This window comes from Bradyrhizobium liaoningense (assembly GCF_018130955.1).
Lineage (GTDB): Bacteria > Pseudomonadota > Alphaproteobacteria > Rhizobiales > Xanthobacteraceae > Bradyrhizobium > Bradyrhizobium liaoningense_C.
In genome coordinates, this window is sequence record NZ_JAFCJM010000004.1 from 41,341 (window position 1) to 59,522 (window position 18,182).

Here is an 18,182-nt window from a genome sequence, read left to right on the forward strand (position 1 = left end):
AGTTCGTTGCGAAGTCCGACGAAAGCCTCTGCGAAAACTTTCGCGATGGCGGCATCGCCCGGAGTTGTCGCAGGCCCTACCGCAGCGGCTTCTTCAAGAGCGAGAAGCGGTCGGGATCCAGTCCCATCGAGGGCTGCAGCATCGGCGCTTCGACCGGCGAGAGCGTTTTCGCGGGCGGCGCCGAGAACACCGGATCGTTCGGCACGTCGCGCTGCGAGGTGGCGCCGCGCCAGCGCTCGAGCACGGCACTGACGAAATGCATGTCGTGGCCGGCTGTCATCGAGGGAACGCTGCTGATGGTCGCCTCGCCGCGCGGCAACTGGTGCGGCGGCACTTCCTTGAAGCGCAGCCGCGTCGGCAGCGCCACGCCTTCGCCGAACGCCAGCACCTCGCGGGTGCCGAGCGAGGGGACGAAGGACAGCAAGTTCGCGGCCGCATCCGACACCGCGGCGCGCAGCAGGGCCTGGTCGCGGTCGTTGGCAAGACGCATCGTGAACAGCGTGTTGCACTGGGAGATGATGGTGGCGTCGAGCTCAGCGGGGCGCTGGGTGATGAGCCCCAGATAGACGCCGTATTTGCGGCCTTCCTTGGCGATGCGCGACACCGCCTTGCGGGTCGGGCCGAAGCCGATATTGCGGTCGGCGGAGGCGTAGCGGTGCGCCTCTTCGCAGACGAACAGCAGCGGCGAGACGCCGTCGCTCCACAGGCCGAAATCGAAGGCCATGCGGCACAGCACCGACACCACGGAATCGATGACCTCGGCCGGGAAGCCGGCGAGCTGCATCACCGTCATCGGCTTGCCGTTGGCGGGCAGGCGGAACAAATGGCTGATCACCTCCGCCATGGTGTCGCCGCCGACATTGGCGTTGTCGAACATGAAGGCGTAGCGCGGGTCGTTGCGCACGGCTTCGATGCGCGAGATCAGCTTGTGATAGACGATGCGCGAGGAGCGGTTTTCCAGCTTGCCCATGCGCTCGTCGATCAGCGAGATCAGATCGACCAGGCGGTACGGCACCGGCGTGTCGACGGTGAAGCCGACCTGCTTGGGATCGATGCGCTTGAGGCCGATGCGGTCGGCGTTCTGATACTGCGTGTAGACGCCCTTGGCGATCGGGATCACTTCCGCGAGGATGTCGAGCTCCTCGGGCACGCCGGGGCGGCCCGCGAACAGCACGTCGACGATCTCCTCGAAGTTGAACAGCCAGAACGGCAGCTTCAGGTTCCGCGGGTTGAGCACCAGCGCGCGGTCGCCGAAGCAGCGGCCATATTCGTTGTGCACGTCGAGCAGGAAGATGCGCAGGTTTGGGCGCGCCTTCAGGATCTCGTTGAGCAGGAGCGACACGCCCGTCGACTTGCCGACGCCGGTCGATCCCAGCACGGCAAAGTGCTTCGAGAGCATTTCCTCGATGTCGACATAGGCGATGACGGAGCGGTCCTGCTGCAGGAAGCCGACATTGATCTGGTCCGAGCCCGTCGGCGCGTAGATCGTGCGCAGCTCCTGGCTGGTGATCAGGTCGACGGCGTCGCCGATGGTTGGATAGTTGGTGACGCCACGCTGGAATTTCGGCTTGTCGGCGGCGTTGAGGATTTCGCCGAGCAGGTCGACGGAGGCGATGGCGATGTAATTGTCGGAGCTCGCGAGGTTCTCGCAGGAGACCTCGGTGATCATGGCGACGATGATCGAGCTTGCTGAGCGGATGCTGACGAATCGCCCGACGGTGGCCCGGACTTCCGAGATCGACATTTGGCCTGCCGCCAAAAGCCCGACCCGGGCGAGCGATCCGCGTACCGAAATCACACGTCCAAAGGATGACACGATGAATGAACCCGACAAGAGCAAGAGTTTGACCCCGACTATGCGCGGCGGTCACTGGACAAACGGTTAAGCGGCCGGGGTGGGCGGTTCGTTAAATCTGCGACAATTTCACAAGAGAGATCGCGGCCAGGCTGCCTGCAGGGAAAAACGTGCATGAAACTCGTCTTTTCGGCGCCGGCCCGCGCTCGTGCCGTGGCCTCGTTAAGCGCTGGTTTACCAAGCCGAGGAACAGGTCGAATCGGGCGCCGCACCGGTGTCCAAGGAGACACTGAACGCCGACCCTCGGCCGGCGGCCTGCAATCGGGGATATCGGGACCGTCGGCGACGCATGGCAAGAGTGAGCTCAAAGGCTGGTCAGCGCAGGCGTAAACCTGTAAGTCGAATCTTAACAAGAAGCCGGGGAAGGGTTGATTCCATGACGAGCGGTATTGCGCATTGAGTGGATTTGCGCGGCCCTTCCGCATCCGCAATTACCGTTTTCAGTGGCCCGCCGATCTGCTCACGTCCTGGGCGTTCGAGATGGAGACGCTCGTCCTCGGCTGGTACGTCATGGTCGAGACCGGCTCCGTGCTGCTGCTGACGGTCCTGGCCTCGCTCAACTATGTCGGGACGCTGATCGCGCCGATGTTCGGTGTCATCGGCGATCGCATCGGCCATCGCGATCTCCTGGCGATGATGCGCGCGACCTACGCCGTGCTGTCAGCGACCCTGATGACGCTGGCGCTGACGGGGCACCTGACGCCGTCCTACGTCATGATCATCGTGTCGGTCATGGGCCTGATCCGCCCGTCCGACCTCGGCGTGCGCGCGGCGCTGGTCGCCGACGTGATGCCATCGGAGCTCTTGATCGGCGCGATCAGCATTTCGCGCACCACGCAGGATACGGCGCGCATCGCCGGCGCGCTGAGCGGGGCGGGCCTGTTCGCCGCGCTCGGCATCGGCCCGGTCTATGTCGCGATCATGAGCCTCTACCTCGTCGGCACCTTCCTGACGCTGTGCATCAAGCTTCCCAAGAAGGCACGCGCGGCCGTGGTGGGCGAGGCGTTTGCGCTGCGCTCGCCGTTCGGCGACCTGAAAGAGGGGCTCGCCCATGTCTGGACCACGCCGCAGGTGCGCGCGGCGATGTGGGTCGCCTTCCTGGTCAACCTGACCGCCTTTCCGCTCACCAGCGGCTTGTTGCCCTACGTCGCGCGGGAGATCTACGCCACGGACCAGACCGGCCTCGGCTATCTCTCGGCGAGCTTTGCGACCGGCTCGCTCGCGGGATCGATGGCGCTCAGCTTCGTCACGGGCCTGCGCGTGGCGCGCCTCATGATCGGCGCGACGGCCGTCTGGTATGCGACGCTGCTGGTCTTCGTCCAGCTCAAGAGCGTACCGATCGCGATGGCCTGCCTGTTCCTCGCAGGCTTCTCGCAAAGCCTCTCCATGATCTCGGTGGCCGTGATCCTGATGCGCTCGGTAGCCGAGCGCCTGCGCGGGCGCGTCATGGGCGTGCGCATGATGGTGATCTATGGCCTGCCGCTGGGATTGCTCGCCGCCGGCAGCCTGATCGACCTCTTTGGCTTCGCCATGACGGGAACGCTCTATGCGCTGAGCGGCATGGCCCTGATGCTGGCGATCGCGCTGCACTGGCGGGCGGATCTGTGGCCCGTCCATGCGGCGGCCAACGCCAGATAGGCTCGCAAGGCCGTCCACACCCACGGCACGCCTCCGGTGGAGGTGAAGAAATAGCGAGATTGGTCTAGCATGAGGCCGTGACTAGACTCGTCCAACCTCGGCTGATCAACGCACCATTCGGCGATCCCGGACTGTTCATCGATTTCCAGTTCGGTCGCCGCGCAATGCTGTTCGACCTCGGCGATCTCGCCAGTTTGTCGACACGCGAGTTGTTGCGGGTGACGGATGTCTTCATCAGTCACCGCCACATGGATCATTTTGCAGGCTTCGACCAGCTGTTGCGCTTCAAGCTGCACCAGTCAGGCGCATTGCGGATCGTCGGACCGCCGGGCCTGATCGAAGGTATCGGTGCAAAGCTCGCGGGGTATAGCTGGAACTTGCTCGATGAGACCTCGGCCGATTTCACGATCCTGGCCGCGGAATTCCGCGGCGGACTGCTCGGCGGATGGACCAGCTTCGCCGCGCAGCGCGGGTTTCAGTCTGCGCGTGCCGATGGACAGCCGCAGCTCCACGGAAGAGTATTCGCCGATGCCGATGTTTCGGTCGAGGCATGCACCCTGGACCACGGCATTCCCTGTCTGGCCTTCGCGCTCCAGGAGCAGGTTCGGGTCAATGTCTGGACGAGCGGGCTCGAGCATCTCGGTGTGCCGGTCGGTCCTTGGCTCAATGCCGCCAAACAGGCAGTACGACGCGGGGCAGATGATGATACGCCGATCGAGGTCGGAGCTGACCGCGAGGTTCCGCTCGGCGAATTGAAGCAGCACGCGCTGAGAGTCGCGCCTGGCGAGCGAATTGTCTATGTCACAGACGTCTGCTTCACGGCGGCCAATGTCGAGGCCATCCTGACCTTGGCTCGCGAGGCCGATCATCTCTACATCGAAGCCGCATTCGCCGAGGCGGACGCCGAGATCGCGGCGCGCCGCTGCCATCTCACGGCTGCGCAAGCGGGCAGGCTCGCGCGCAAGGCGGGCGTCAAGCGGCTCACCACCTTTCACTATTCACCGCGCTACGTCGACACGCCGGACCGGCTGAGGCTTGAGGCCGAAGCTCATTTCAGCGGCGCTATCTAGCGGCGTCGTGCGTTGTTCTGACACGCGCAATTGTTTCCCTGACGCCACTCCACGCCGGCTTGTCGGGCGCGAACTGCTTGCGCAGGAACGTGACGAGCTCTTCGACCTGCGCATCGCTCATGCTGTTTTTGAACGCTGGCATGTAGCCGAGGTCGCTCGATACAGGCTCGGCGATGCCGTGCAGGATGACCTGCACCAGATTGTCCGATGTCGCGCTGTGCAGGTTGCTGTTGAGCGCGAGCGAGGGGCGGCTGCCGAACAGCGGCAGGCCGCCGATCTCGTGGCACACGGCGCAGGCGCCTTGATAGAGCCGTGCGCCGGTCGAGGAGGCGACGGTGACTTGCGTCGCGGATTCGAGCCTGGTGGCGAGCGCGCTCGCGGCGGGGGCGTCGATCGCGGTGTCGTTGAACGAACCGAGATAGACCGCCATGGCGCGGATGTCCTGGTCGGGCAGCGCTGCGAGGTCACGCACGACCGGCGCCATGGGTCCTGCCGCGACGCCGTGGAGGCGTGATTGGCCGGTGCGCAAATAAGCGAAAAGCTCGTCCTCGCTCCACGGGATCGGCGACTGCGACAGCGAGGTCAGCGCCGGCGCCTCCCAGCCTTCGGCAAAGCCGCCGGCGAGATACGCTTTGCGCTGCTCGGCGCCGAGCGCGTTGCGCGGGGAGTGACAGGCGCTGCAATGGCCGAGACCCTCGACCAGATAGGCGCCACGATTCCAGAGCTCGGACTTGGTGGGATCAGGCTTGAGCTCGCCGGCGCGATGGAACAGCGCATTCCAGCCCGCAATCAATGGCCGGAGATTGAACGGGAAATGAAGCGTGTTCGCCGGCGTCGTGGCGCGTACCGCGGGCTGCGCCATCAGATAGGCGTAGAGCGATTGCAAATCGGCGTCGCTGGTCTTTGCATAATGCGTGTAAGGGAAGGCGGGGTAGAGCTGCCGGCCGTCGCGATGCAGCCCTTCGCGCATCGCGCGCTCGAAGGCGGGATAGGACCAGGCGCCGATGCCGGTCTCGACGTCGGGCGTGATATTGGTCGCGTAGATCGTGCCGAACGGCGTTTCCAGCGCGCGGCCACCTGCATTCGCCGCGCCGCCGAGGCTGGTATGGCATTCCGCGCAATTGCCGAGTGCGGCCAGTTGCTCGCCACGCGCGATCGTCGCGGCGGAATAGACCGACGCATCCGGCTGCGCGATCGGCGCGATGGCGCGGCCCGGCAGCATGGCGACGGCGATACCGATCGCGGCGGTGCAGAGCGCGGCGATCGTCGCAAAGACGCCGGTGCGCTTGGCGAACGGACTTTGCCAGATGCGGAATGGTGGCGCGGGCGCCGGCAACGCTTGCGGTTCAGCCGGTACCTCGCCGCGCAATCCCTTCAAAATGCGTTCGGGCGTGAAGGGCGGCTCGCGGAAGCGCACGCCAGTGGCGTCAAAAATCGCGTTGGCGATCGCGGCCGCGCTCGGCACGGAGGCGGACTCGCCGACGCCGAGCGGCGGCTGGTCCTGCCGCGGCAGCATCAGCACGTCGATCTTGGGCAGGTCGGGGAAGGGGATGATCGGATAGGCGCCCCATTCGCGCGCCGCCACCGCGCCGCGTTCGAAGGAGACATCTTCCATCAGCGCGCGGCTGGTGGACTGGATGACGTTGCCCTGGATCTGATGTCGCACGCCGTCCGGGTTGATCATCAATCCCGAATCTTGTCCCGCGACGACGCGGGTCACGCTGACGTCGCCGGTCGACTTGTTCACGGTGACATCGGCGATCCAGGCCGACCATGCCGCGCCAAAGCCGGGAAACTTGCTGTGGACATAGAGCGCGTAGGCAAAGCCGCGGCCGTGCACGACGTCGCCGTCCTTCTCCTCCCGCTCGGAGCGCGACGTCCAGCCTGCGCGTTCGGCCACCGCATTGACGAGATCGACTGCGCGCTGGTCCTTCAGGTAGCGCAGGCGATATTCGATCGGGTCGACGCCGGCTTCGGTCGCGAGCTCGTCGATATAGGACTCGTGCGCAAACGTGTTCGGCAGCGCCGAGACGCCGCGAAACCAGGAGGCGCGCACGATCGGCGGCATGTCGTGGGCGACGACGCGCATGTGGTCGTAGTCGTAGGGCGGGATCGCCGTGCGGTCGCCCATCTGGAGCACCGCGGGATCGGGCGCGATCCGCCCCGTCAGCAGCAGCGCCAGCGTCGGCGCGCCGTTCGAGGGATAGCGCGTTGCGAGGTCATAACCGGCAACGCTGCCGTCCGCGTTCAACCCGCCATTGACGTCGATGAGTTGCGCGGTGCCCTTGGGCTCCCAGGCATGCTCCTGCTCGCGCGTGAGCTGCACGCGCACGGGCCGGCCGACGGCACGCGACAGCAGCAGGGCGTCCGCGGTGACATCATCGGCGCAGTTGCGGCCATAGCAACCGGCGGCCTCGAGCCGGATGACCTCGATGTCGGTCTCCGGCCGCTCGATCAGGAGGGCGAGGTCGGTGCGCAACACGTGCGGATTTTGGGTGCCGGACCAGACGCGAATGCGACCGTCCGCGAAATCGGCGACCGCACAGGACGGTCCGATCGACGCGTGCATCTGATAGGGCCAGACATAGGTGCGCTGCATCGGCTTGGCCGCGCCTGATATCGCCGCCTCGACGTCGCCCTTGTCGATCAGCGTCCGCGGCGTCGAGGGATGCGCGCGCAGCGCCTTCTCGAGATCGGTGAGGTCGGGCAGGGTAGGTGTCGGCTTCCAGCTCACCTTGAGCTGCTCGGCGGCCTTGATCGCATTCTCCTCGCGCTCGGTGACGACGCCGACGAAGTCGCCGATGCGCACGACCGCGACGAGGCCGGGGATGTCGCGCACCGAGGATTCGTCCACCGCGATCAGGCTGGTGCCGACGAACGGCCCGCCGTCGACCCCGGCATAGGGCGGGCGCACCACGCGGCCGTGCAGCATGCCGGGGACCCGGACGTCGTGAACGAAGGTGAGCTCGCCGGTCGCCTTCGCCGGCAGGTCGACGCGCGGGACCGACTGGCCGACGATTGCGTAGTCGCCGACGGCCTTGACCTTCACGTCGTCGGAAAGCTCGAGGCGGATGGTGTCGTCGCCGATCAACTCGCCATAGCTGACGCTGCGATTGTCGTTGCCGCGAACCAGCCCGTCCTCGATGCTGAGATCATCGAGCGGCACCTCGAGTCGTGCTGCGGCGTGTCCGATCAGGAACTGCCGCGCCTGTGCCGCGGCCTTGCGCAAGGGCACGGCGGTGATCTGGATGGTTTCGCTCGCGATCGTCGCGCCCTGGTTCGGCACCACGTCCGTGTCGCCGAGCACGACCACCACGCGCGCAAAGGACACGTCGAGCTCTTCGGCGACGATCTGACCGAGCGCGGTACGGATGCCGGTGCCGAGATCGACATGGCCGTTATAGGCGCTGACCGAACCGTCCGCGGTGATGCGGATGAACGTCTCGGATGTGCCGTCGTCCAGCGTGCGGAGGACGACGAGCGAGCCGGATCGCCGCCCGGTGTCTTGCTGCGGATCGGAGGCCATCAATCACCGGCCTCGGCGAGCTGACCCGAGGCGCGCATCACCGCGCGCAAGATTTCGACATGGGTGCCGCAACGGCAGAGATTGTAGCGCAGCGCTTCGAGTGCCTCGCGCTCGGTTGGCCGCGGATTGATCGCAAGCAAAGCTTTCGTCGTCATGATCATGCCGTTGAGGCAATAGCCGCACTGCGCGGCCTGCTCGTCAATGAAGGCCTGCTGCACGGGATCAGGCTTGTCGCGAGTGCCCAGGCCTTCGAGCGTCACGATGTCGCGGCCCTCGCAGCCACCGATCGGAATGACGCAGGCGCGCGCCGCGTTGCCGTCGATCAGGACAGTACAGGTGCCGCATTCACCGAGACCGCAACCATATTTCGGACCGTTGAGTGCGAGGTCGTTGCGCAGCGCATAGAGCAGCCGCGTATCGGCAGCGGCCGAGACGTCGTGGATCCTGCCGTTCACGGTGAGGCGGATCGGTGTCTGCGTCATCGTTGCTCCCAGCCCGGCGCGCATGCGCATCAAATCGCTGATGCCGACGATACCGTTTGTACACAAACGTGCAAGCGGCGCATGCCGCACTGCAACGAGGATGCCCGCTTTGTGGACAGGCACCGGAGGCAAATGAGGTTTTATTCGGCAGTGCGCATTTTTCGGTGGGAGGGCCGCTTGACAGCCTCAGCCATCGCGCGCAACATCGTTCGTATACGAATGATAAGCCCCCATGATCTGCTGGGCCGCCTGCACATGAGCGAAACGACGAGCGCCGTCACCGACAAGATCCGCTGCGATGCCTGTCCGGTGATGTGCTACATCAAGCCGGGCGCGGCGGGGGCCTGCGACCGCTACGCCAATCACGACGGCAAGCTCGTCCGCGTCGATCCGCATATCGTGCTCGAACGCACGGTCTCGCAGGGCGGCAAGCTGGTGCCGTTCAGCCGCAGCGAGGACTGGGACGGCAAGCTCGTCCAGGGGCCCTCGACCTTCGTCACCGCGATCGGTGCGGGCACCACCTATCCGGACTACAAGCCCGCACCGTTCATCGTCTCGTCCGAGGTCGACGGCGTCGACATGGTGACCGTGGTCACCGAAGGCATCTTCTCCTATTGCGGCGTCAAGGTGAAGATCGACACCGACCGCTATCTCGGCCCAGAGACCGCGACCGTCCGTGCGCAGGGCGAGGCGGTGGGCCACGTCACGACCAGCGAATACGGCTCGCAGATGCTGTCGCTCGGCGGCGTGCACCATCTGACCGGAGGCTCAAAGAAGGAGGGCCGCGTCACCTGCGACACGCTCATGGACCTCTCCAACTGCAAGGCGGTCGAGCTCACCATCGACGGCGGCGCCACCGTGGTGGTGCAGGCGGGCCAGCCGCCGATCGTCAACGGCGTCAAGGAAGAGCGCATGCGCGTCGGCTGCGGCTCGGCAACGATCGGCATGTTCGCCAAGCAATGGCATGGCAAGGTCGATGAGGTCGTCGTGGTCGACGATCACATCACCGGCGTGCTCTCTGAGCACCAGGCCGGCAAGCTGCTCGACATCGCCGACACCGGCATCAAGATGAAGGGCCGGCGCTCGACGCCCGGCCGCTATTTCCAGGTCGCCGATCCCGGCACGGGGTGGGGCGGCACTGACATTTCCGACCCGCTGTCGATCCTCGGGCCATTCGACGCCAAGGAAGCCAAGGCCGGGCTGACCATGCTGATGGTCTCCACGACCGGCGAGCATGCATCCTACTATGTGCTCGACGAGGCCTTGAAGCCGGTCGAGACGGAGATGCCGCCTGACCTGAAGTTCTCCGTCGAGCGTATCCAGGAGAATTGCGAACCGGCGCTTTGCACGGTGCTGTTCATGGCGGGTGCCGGCGGTTCGCTGCGGGCTGGTGTCACCGACAATCCAGTGCGGCTGACGCGATCGGTGAAGGACGCGTTGACGCGGGTCACCTGCGGCGGCGCGCCGGTCTATGTCTGGCCGGGCGGCGGCATCACCTATATGGTCGACGTCACGCAGATGCCTGCAGGTGCGTTCGGTTATGTGCCGACGCCGGCGTTGGTTGCGCCGATCGAGTTCACGATGACGCTGTCGGACTATGCCGCGCTCGGCGGGCACATGGATTATGTGCGGCCGCTGTCGGAGGTGCAGGCCGGCGACGATGTGCGGCAGGTGCCGTGGCAGCAGCCGCTTCCGGGGCGCCGCGCATGAAACGGCTCCCGCAAATCGCGTTGCTGTCTGATGGCCGGCGGCTGCATTTGCAGGATGGTCCGATCGATCTGATCGTCGAGGCGAGGGGACGTGGAGGCGAGGTGCGCGCGGCCTACGAGGCCGCGGCCGGCCGCTTCGCCGGACTGCTCGACGCGCTCTGCGCGGAGCTGACCGAATTGCGCAAGCCGGCGATGTCGGAGATTTGCCCGCTGACGGGCGTCGTGGCGCGGCGGATGCACGCCGCAGTCGCACCCTTTGCCGACGAGTGCTTCATCACGCCCATGGCCGCCGTTGCCGGCAGCGTGGCGGAAGAAATTCTGGGCGCGATGTTGAACGCCGCGACGCTCGATCAGGCCTATGTCAACAATGGCGGCGATATCGCCATTCACCTTGCGCGCGGCGAGCATTTCACCGTCGGCCTGATGGACCGGCCGGATCGTGACGGGGTGATGCGGAAATTGATCGTCGATGCCGATGATCCCGCGCGCGGGGTGGCGACCTCGGGACGCCATGGCCGCAGCTTTTCGCTTGGGATCGCCGATGCCGTGACCGTGCTGGCGCGGACGGCGTCGCAGGCGGATGCCGCGGCGACCGTCATCGCCAATGCGGTCGATCTGCCCGGACATCCCGCAATCACCCGCCGTCCCGCGAGCGACATCCAGCCCGACAGTGATCTGGGCGCGCGGCTCGTGACCCGCGACGTCGGCGCATTGTCGCACGCCGAGATTCGCCAGGCGCTCGAGCCTGGCGCGGAACGTGCACGACAATTGTTCGATCGCGGATTGATCGAGGGTGCCGTGCTCGGGCTTTGTGGTGATATGGTGGTCGTCGGGCCTAAGGATATTGAGCTGAAGCAATCGCACCGACGCATCGCTGAGACTGCGATCCATGCCTGAACGGGAACAACAGCAATGAGCGCGATCATCCGCAAGATTGTCACCGTCGTCGAAGAGACGCTGATGGAGATGGGTCGCCAGGTTTCGCCGCCCACCCGCCGCGCGGCCGCGATCGCCGTGATCGAAAATCCCTTTGCCGGACAATATGTCGAGGACCTCGCGCCGCTGATCGCGATCGGCGAGGAGCTCGGCGATCTCCTGTCCAAGCGCGCGGTGGCTGCGCTCGGCATCGATGGCGCAAAGGTGCAGAGCTATGGCAAGGCCGCGGCCGTCGGCGAGAATGGCGAGCTGGAGCACGCCGCCGCGATTTTGCATCCGAAGATGGGCGCGCCGGTGCGCAAAGTGCTGAGCAAGGGCGCGGCGTTGATTCCGTCGTCGAAGAAGCGCAGCGGGCCCGGCACGACGCTCGATATTCCCTTGGGCCACAAGGACGCGGCCTTCGTGCGCAGTCACTTTGACGGGATGGAAGTGCAGATCAACGACGCGCCGCGCGCCAACGAGATCATGGTCGCGGTTGCCGTCACCGACAGCGGCCGTCCGCTGCCGCGGGTTGGTGGGCTGACGGTTGCGGAAATCAAGGGCGAAGACGGGCTTCGGTAATCATTTCAAAGTGGAGGTTGGGATGCGAGCAAGAAACTATTTTGTCGGCGCGGCGTTCGCGCTTCTGGCCGGCGGCATGGCTCAGTCGGCCATGGCGCAGGACATCAAGATCGGCGAGATCAACAGCTATTCGCTGTTGCCGGCCTTCACCGAGCCCTATCGCAAGGGTTGGCAGCTTGCGGTGGAAGAGATCAACGCGGCCGGCGGTATCAACGGCAAAAAGCTCGTCGTCGTCTCGAAGGACGACAGCGGCAAGCCGGCCGACGCGCAGACCGCGGCCAATGAGCTCGTGTCGAGTGAAGGCGTCGCCATGCTCGCGGGCACGTTCCTGTCGAACATTGGCCTCGCGGTCAGCGACTTCGCCAACCAGAAGAAGGTGTTCTTCCTCGCAGCCGAGCCGCTGACGGACGCCATCACCTGGTCGAAGGGGAACAAGTACACCTTCCGCCTGCGCCCCTCCAACTACATGCAGGCCGCGATGTTGGTGGAAGCCGCCAGCAAGCTGCCGGCCAAGCGCTGGGCGACGATCGCGCCGAACTATGAATACGGCCAGTCCGCCGTAGCCGTGTTCAAGAAGCTGATGTCGGAGAAGCGTCCGGATATCCAGTGGGTCGACGAGCAGTGGCCGCCGCAGGGCAAGATCGACGCAGGTCCGGTGGTGCAGGCGGTTGCCGCCGCAAATCCCGAGGCCATTCTCAACGTCACCTTCGGCGCCGATCTCGTCAAACTCGTGCGCGAGGGCAACACCCGCGGCCTGTTCAAGGGGCGCGAGGTGGTTTCGTTCCTCACCGGCGAGCCGGAATATCTCGATCCGCTCAAGGATGAAACGCCGGAGGGCTGGATCGTCACCGGTTATCCCTGGTACTCGATCAAGACGCCCGAGCACGATGCGTTCCTCAAGGCCTATCAGGCCAAGTACAACGACTATCCGCGCCTCGGCTCGATCGTCGGCTACCAGACCATCAAGTCGGCCGCCGCTATTTTAGCCAAGGCCAACTCGACCGATCCGGAGAAGCTGATCGCCGCCGCCGAAGGCCTCTCGGTGCCGTCACCGCTCGGCGAGGTCACCTTCCGCAAGATCGATCACCAGTCGACCCTCGGTGCCTTCGTCGGAAAGACCGCGCTGAAGGACGGCAAGGGCGTGATGGTGGAGTCTGCCTACAAGAAGGGCTCCGACTATCTGCCTGGCGATGCCGAAGTCGAAAAGCTGCGTCCGAAGGACTGATTTCCTTCTTCGTAGGGAGGGTTAGCCGAAGGCGTAACCCACCACTGTCCGCATCCGCGGAACCAGAAGAGGTGGGTTACGCCCAGCGAATTGCGCTTCGCGCAATCGCAAGGCTAACCCACCCTACGAAGCCCTACCAAGACGTCTCCCCGCAAGGGCGGGGCGAGGTGATTTCAAACCTGACCCGGACCGAAGATGGCCTTTTACGTCGTACAGTTTCTCACGGGACTTGCCAGCGCAGCGTCGCTGTTCCTGGTGGCCTCGGGCCTGTCGATCATCTTCGGCGTGACGCGCATCGTGAATTTTGCGCACGGCGCCTTCTACATGATCGGCGCCTACATCGCGTTCACGCTGACCGACCGCTTCTCCGGCGCGTTCGGCTTCTGGGGCGGCATCGTCGTCGCGGCATTCGCGGTGGCGCTGATCGGTGTGCTCGTCGAGATGGTATTGCTCCGGCGCATCTATCACGTCCCCGAACTCTTCCAGCTGCTCGCAACCTTCGGCCTGACGCTGATGGTGCAGGACCTCGTGGTCCTGATCTGGGGGCCCGACGATCTCGTCGGCCGCCGCGCGCCGGGTTTCAAGGGCGCGGTCGATTTCTTCGGCCAGGCGATCCCGAGCTACGATCTTTTCCTGATCGTCCTCGGCCCGGTCGTGCTCGGCATTCTCTGGCTGCTGTTCCAGCGCACGCGCTGGGGCGTGCTGGTGCGCGCGGCGACGCAGGACCGCGACATGGTCGCAGCGCTCGGCGTCAATCAGAAATGGCTGTTCACCTCGGTCTTTGCCGTCGGCGTGTTCCTCGCAGCCCTCGGCGGCGCACTCCAGATCCCGCGCGATGCCGTGCATCACGCCATGGACTTGCGCATCATCGTCGAAGTCTTCGTCGTGGTCGTGATCGGCGGACTCGGCAGCATCGTCGGCGCTTTCGTCGCGGCCGTGCTGGTGTCGGAGCTCAACGCCTTCGGCATCCTGATCTTCCCAAAGATCTCCATCATCCTGGTCTTCCTGGTAATGGCAGTGGTGCTGATCGTGCGGCCCTGGGGCCTGTTCGGCAAGCCGGAGGCGGCGGCGCGGCGTACGCCTGGCCTGACCGTCAATCCCTGGCGTCCGCTGACGCAAAACGAACGGCTGGGAGCACTGGCCGCGCTGATCGTTGCGGCGGCGCTGCCGCTGTTTGCCGGCAACTATGCGCTGACCGTGGGCTCGGAGATCGCGATCTTCGTCATCTTCGCCGTCAGCCTGCACTTTTTGATGTCGGTTGGCGGCCTCGCATCCTTCGGCCACGCCGCCTATTTCGGGCTGGGAGCCTACGGCATCGCGTTCCTCGCAAAAATGGCGGGGTTGCCGATGATCGTCTGCCTCTTGCTCGGGCCGCTGCTCGGCCTCATGGGCGCGGCCGTGTTCGGCTTCTTCGCCGTGCAGCTCTCGGGCGTCTACTTTGCGATGCTGACGCTCGCCTTCGCGCAGATCGTCTGGTCGATCGCCTTCCAGTGGGTCAGCGTCACCGGCGGCGACAACGGCATCTTGGGTTTGTGGCCCGAAAAGTGGGCGGCGAGCCCCTCGCACTTCTACTGGCTGGCACTTGGCGTTGCAGCACTTGTGACGTGCGGCTTGCGCATCGCCGTGTTCTCGCCGTTCGGCTACGCGCTGCGCGCCACGCGTGACTCGCTGCTGCGCAGCGAGGCTGTCGGTATCAACGCCAAGCGCATGCAATGGACCGCCTTCGTGATCGCGGGCACCACCGCCGGGATCGGAGGCGCGCTGTTCGCCTACCTCAAGGGCAGCGTCTTCCCCGACAATCTCGGCATCTCGCTGTCGGTCGATGCGCTGGTCATGGTGCTGCTCGGCGGCGTCGAGACGGTGTCGGGTGCTGTTATCGGCGCCATCGTCTACAAGGCGCTCAACATCTGGCTGGTCAGCCAGACCGATTTGTCAAAGCTCGTGCTCGGCGCCTTCATCATGCTGATCGTCGTCGTCTTCCCCAAGGGCATCGTGGGCACGCTGGAGATGCTGCTGCAGCGGCGCAAGCCGCTTGCGCCTCCGGGACCAACCATCCTTGCCAAGCCGATCGAGTCCGCCGAATGAGCGTCGCACCCACACTTCTTGCGGTCGAAGGCCTGACCAAGTCCTATGGAGGCATCCATGCCGTGCGCGGCGTGTCGTTCGAACTCCGCGCCGGCGAGATTCTGGCGCTGATCGGCCCGAACGGCGCGGGAAAAAGCACCTGCTTCGACATGCTCAACGGCCAGAACCGTCCGGACTCCGGCCATGTGCGCCTGCTCGGCGAGGAGATCACGGGCCGCAAGCCGCGCGAGATCTGGCGGCTGGGTGTGGGGCGCACCTTCCAGATCACCGCGACGTTCGCGACCATGACCGTGCGCGAGAATGTGCAGGTGGCGCTGATCTCGCACGAGCAGCGCCTGTTCAATCTCGTGGGCTCCGCGGCAAGGGTCGCGCGCGAGGAGGCCGGCCGGCTCCTGGAGCTCGTCGGCATGGGAGGCTATGCCGACCGTCCCTGCGGCGAGCTCGCCTATGGCGATCTCAAGCGGCTGGAGCTTGCGGTCGCGCTCGCCAACCAGCCAAAACTCCTGTTGATGGACGAGCCGACGGCGGGCATGGCGCCGCGCGAGCGCATCGATTTGATGCGGCTCACCGCTTCAATCGCGCGGGAAAAGTCGATCGGCGTGCTCTTCACCGAGCACGACATGGACGTCGTTTTCGAGCATGCCGATCGCATCATCGTGCTCAATCGCGGCACGCTGATCGCGGAAGGCTCGCCCGAGGCGGTGCGGAGCAATCCGCAGGTGCAGGCGGTCTATCTCGGCGAGGGCCTGGTCTACGACGCGCGCCATCGCGAGGGGACGCCGGCATGAAGCTCGCAGTTCAGGACCTCAACAGCTATTACGGCCCGGCGCATATTTTGTTCGATATCGCGCTCGAGGTGGGCGAGGGCGAAGTCGTTGCGCTGCTCGGGCGCAACGGCGCCGGCAAGTCGACGACGTTCCGCTCCATCGTCGGCCTCGTCGCGCAACGCACCGGCCGCATCGAGTTCGAGGGCAGGGACGTCTCGGCGCGCCCGACCCACGAGATCGTGCGCGGCGGGCTCGGCTACGTGCCGGAAGAGCGGCGCATCTTCACCGACCTGACGGTCGAGGAGAATCTCGAGGTCGGCCGCCAGCCCAAGCGGCCGAACGCGCCGCACTGGACTCGCGAAAAGCTGTTCGCGCTGTTTCCGAATTTGAGCGAGATGCGCAACCGCCCGGGCGGGCGCATGAGCGGCGGCGAGCAGCAGATGCTGACCATCGCGCGCACGCTGATGGGCAATCCGTCGCTGGTGCTGCTCGACGAGCCGTCGGAGGGCCTGTCGCCGAAGATCGTCGAGCAGATGGTCGACGCGATCCTCACCATGAAGAAGGAAGGCGTCAGCATCGTCGTCTCCGAGCAGAATCTGCATTTTGCCCGGTTGATTTCCGATCGCGCCTATATCATCGAGCGCGGCCGAATCTGTTTCGGTGGTACGATGGCCGAGCTCGACGCGCGCCCGGACATCCGCGACGCGCATCTGTCGTTGTAAGCGGGGAAGGGCGGGGCTGATGGCGAGGGGTGTCGCAGTCAAGAAGAGTGTCAAGCCGGCGAAGCTGCCTTATGTGCTCGACGAGCAAGTCGGCTTCATCCTGCGCCAGGTCTGGCAGCGCCACAGCGCGATCTTTGCCCGCGACATCGGCACCAACCTCACGCCGACGCAATGGGCGGCGCTGTCGAAGCTCGCCGAGACCGGCGCGTGCTCGCAGAACCAGCTCGGGCGCCTCACCGCGATGGACGTCGCGACCATCAAGGGCGTGATCGACCGACTGACCGCGCGCGGGCTGACCGAGACCAGCCCCGATCCCGAGGACGGCCGACGCCTGCAGGTCAGCCTGACGCGCGCCGGTCAGCAGCTCGCCGAAAAGGTCGCGCCCAGCGCGCTCGCCATCACCCGCGAGACACTGGCGCCGCTCGACGCCAAGGAGCGCGAGACGCTGATGGCGCTGTTGAACAAGCTGCGGTGAACTCGGTCTTGTTGGCGGCAGCGGGCCGCTTCGTCCATGCGAGCGCAATGGCCAGCGGTACGATCCAGCACATCCAGGCCGCGATGCCGTAGACTTCGTCGAATGGCAGCATGAGGACCGTTGCCGCTGAAGTCACCAGCCGCAGCCAGATGGCGGCCGACGCGATCGCGGCCACGGCAATCATCCGCCGCGCATGGCTTGCGACATTGCCGGACCGGATGGCATGGACCGCGGCGACGGCCAGTGCGAGCCATGTTACGCCCTGCACGAACAGGCCCGCGCGCGCGACGGCGGTGGCTTCGCTGGCCAGGGCGACGGCAAGAGCGCTCAGCGCGCCAACCACGATGCAACAGAACGCGAAGCGGCCGATCGGACGGTGCAGAGACGTGCGACGGCGCAGCAGCAGCGCAAGCGGGATAAGCATGAGTGCCAGCCCTGACGCGCGATCCTGACCCGAGGGCGATCGCCGTCATTCCCGCCAAAATGATCACAGAGGACACGATGATGAAGGCGACGACCTTGGCAAGGCCGACTGCGCGCCGCCGCAATCCGGACAGCGGCGCAATCGGTTGCGGTTCGGCTCGCTCCAAATCAGCGCTCCTCGTACCGTTCAGGGCCCTGATCGCCGCAGCGATTGTCGGCCACATTGCGCCTGCCGTCGGCGCTGGCGTTTCCGTAGCCGATTTCGCCGGGCGTTGGAAGGACGACACCAGGAATCTGATCCTCGACATATCGAAATGCGCCGGCGGCTGGTGCGGCGTCGAAGTCACCGGAGAAAGCACCTGCGGCCGTGTCGCCTTGCGCATCGAGGAGAGTCGGTCGCGTGGCGGCCGCTTGGTCGGCCGCCTCGAGCTGGCGGCGGAGGCCCAACCCTATTCCGTGTCGGCTGAGCTCGATCAGCAGGGCCTTCGCATGCTGTTGAAGGGCCAGAGCGGAAACAAGTTTGAGCCGTGGCGCCGCACCTATCCGTTCATGGCGGCGCTTGTGCGCGTCGGGGACGCGCAGTGCCGCCTGGATGCCAAGGTCTCCTGACGCTGGCTCGCCGTCACCCCCGCGCAATGGCGAAGCCATTGTCGCTGGAGGTGCGAGCCACGCGGCGCAACGCGCCGTGTGGGGAGCCTCGAAGGGCGA

16 protein-coding genes are annotated in these 18,182 nt (G+C 65.6%); 12 read left to right on the top strand and 4 right to left on the bottom strand.

Annotated elements, in window-relative coordinates; genetic code table 11:
- Positions 1 to 76: 76 nt before the first annotated feature.
- The gene (locus JQ632_RS04430; RefSeq protein ID WP_249151385.1) at positions 77 to 1,669 is read right to left on the bottom strand and encodes an ATP-binding protein; all 1,593 of its coding nucleotides are present in this window, start codon (positions 1,667 to 1,669) and stop codon (positions 77 to 79) included.
- Between JQ632_RS04430 and JQ632_RS39270 the strand changes: the two genes are divergently transcribed.
- The 3 genes from JQ632_RS39270 to JQ632_RS04440 all read left to right on the top strand — a co-directional run bounded on the left by JQ632_RS39270 (position 1,668) and on the right by JQ632_RS04440 (position 4,563).
- A complete protein-coding gene (locus tag JQ632_RS39270; protein WP_249151387.1) occupies positions 1,668 to 1,886 on the top strand; it encodes a hypothetical protein in 219 nt (72 codons plus the stop codon). The two genes, JQ632_RS04430 and JQ632_RS39270, sit on opposite strands and share 2 nt — an antisense overlap.
- Positions 1,887 to 2,251: 365 nt before the next feature.
- Positions 2,252 to 3,493, top strand: a complete 1,242-nt coding sequence (locus JQ632_RS04435) for an MFS transporter (protein ID WP_212401066.1) — start codon at positions 2,252 to 2,254, stop codon at positions 3,491 to 3,493.
- 77 nt (positions 3,494 to 3,570) lie between these two features.
- Entirely contained in the window at positions 3,571 to 4,563 is a 993-nt protein-coding gene (locus JQ632_RS04440) for an MBL fold metallo-hydrolase (RefSeq protein ID WP_212401067.1), read from the top strand.
- On the opposite strand, the gene JQ632_RS04445 is transcribed toward JQ632_RS04440, so the two are convergent.
- A complete protein-coding gene (locus tag JQ632_RS04445) occupies positions 4,556 to 8,089 on the bottom strand; it encodes a molybdopterin cofactor-binding domain-containing protein (RefSeq protein ID WP_212401068.1) in 3,534 nt (1,177 codons plus the stop codon). The two genes, JQ632_RS04440 and JQ632_RS04445, sit on opposite strands and share 8 nt — an antisense overlap.
- Positions 8,089 to 8,571 (bottom strand): (2Fe-2S)-binding protein, encoded by a 483-nt coding sequence (locus JQ632_RS04450; protein WP_212401069.1) that lies wholly within the window; start codon positions 8,569 to 8,571, stop codon positions 8,089 to 8,091. Before JQ632_RS04450 ends, JQ632_RS04445 begins: the two co-directional genes overlap by 1 nt.
- A 255-nt stretch (positions 8,572 to 8,826) precedes the next feature.
- Here JQ632_RS04450 and JQ632_RS04455 point away from each other — a divergent pair, with 255 nt between their 5' ends.
- The 8 genes from JQ632_RS04455 to JQ632_RS04490 all read left to right on the top strand — a co-directional run bounded on the left by JQ632_RS04455 (position 8,827) and on the right by JQ632_RS04490 (position 17,051).
- Positions 8,827 to 10,281: a 6-hydroxynicotinate reductase gene (locus JQ632_RS04455; RefSeq protein WP_212401070.1), complete on the top strand. Its 1,455-nt coding sequence runs from the start codon at positions 8,827 to 8,829 to the stop codon at positions 10,279 to 10,281.
- Positions 10,278 to 11,177 (top strand): UPF0280 family protein, encoded by a 900-nt coding sequence (locus JQ632_RS04460; protein WP_212401071.1) that lies wholly within the window; start codon positions 10,278 to 10,280, stop codon positions 11,175 to 11,177. Before JQ632_RS04455 ends, JQ632_RS04460 begins: the two co-directional genes overlap by 4 nt.
- A gap of 15 nt (positions 11,178 to 11,192) precedes the next feature.
- The gene (locus JQ632_RS04465; RefSeq protein ID WP_212401072.1) at positions 11,193 to 11,777 is read left to right on the top strand and encodes an amino acid synthesis family protein; all 585 of its coding nucleotides are present in this window, start codon (positions 11,193 to 11,195) and stop codon (positions 11,775 to 11,777) included.
- Positions 11,778 to 11,799: 22 nt separating this feature from the next.
- Positions 11,800 to 13,002, top strand: coding sequence for an ABC transporter substrate-binding protein (locus tag JQ632_RS04470; RefSeq protein WP_212401073.1), 1,203 nt, complete (start codon positions 11,800 to 11,802; stop codon positions 13,000 to 13,002).
- A gap of 195 nt (positions 13,003 to 13,197) precedes the next feature.
- Positions 13,198 to 15,087, top strand: coding sequence for an ABC transporter permease (locus JQ632_RS04475; RefSeq protein ID WP_212401074.1), 1,890 nt, complete (start codon positions 13,198 to 13,200; stop codon positions 15,085 to 15,087).
- Positions 15,084 to 15,875: an ABC transporter ATP-binding protein gene (locus tag JQ632_RS04480; RefSeq protein ID WP_212401075.1), complete on the top strand. Its 792-nt coding sequence runs from the start codon at positions 15,084 to 15,086 to the stop codon at positions 15,873 to 15,875. Before JQ632_RS04475 ends, JQ632_RS04480 begins: the two co-directional genes overlap by 4 nt.
- On the top strand, positions 15,872 to 16,576 hold the full coding sequence (locus JQ632_RS04485; protein WP_212401076.1) for an ABC transporter ATP-binding protein: 705 nt from the start codon (positions 15,872 to 15,874) through the stop codon (positions 16,574 to 16,576). Before JQ632_RS04480 ends, JQ632_RS04485 begins: the two co-directional genes overlap by 4 nt.
- A gap of 19 nt (positions 16,577 to 16,595) precedes the next feature.
- Complete coding sequence (locus JQ632_RS04490; RefSeq protein ID WP_212401077.1) at positions 16,596 to 17,051, top strand: MarR family winged helix-turn-helix transcriptional regulator; 456 nt, start codon at positions 16,596 to 16,598, stop codon at positions 17,049 to 17,051.
- Here JQ632_RS04490 and JQ632_RS04495 read toward each other — a convergent pair.
- Positions 16,975 to 17,475 carry a DUF2306 domain-containing protein gene (locus tag JQ632_RS04495; protein ID WP_212401078.1) on the bottom strand — a complete coding sequence of 167 codons (501 nt, stop codon included), beginning with the start codon at positions 17,473 to 17,475 and terminating at the stop codon, positions 16,975 to 16,977. The genes JQ632_RS04490 and JQ632_RS04495 overlap by 77 nt on opposite strands.
- 2 nt (positions 17,476 to 17,477) lie before the next feature.
- Between JQ632_RS04495 and JQ632_RS04500 the strand changes: the two genes are divergently transcribed.
- Positions 17,478 to 18,083, top strand: coding sequence for a hypothetical protein (locus JQ632_RS04500; protein ID WP_212401079.1), 606 nt, complete (start codon positions 17,478 to 17,480; stop codon positions 18,081 to 18,083).
- Positions 18,084 to 18,182: the final 99 nt, after the last annotated feature.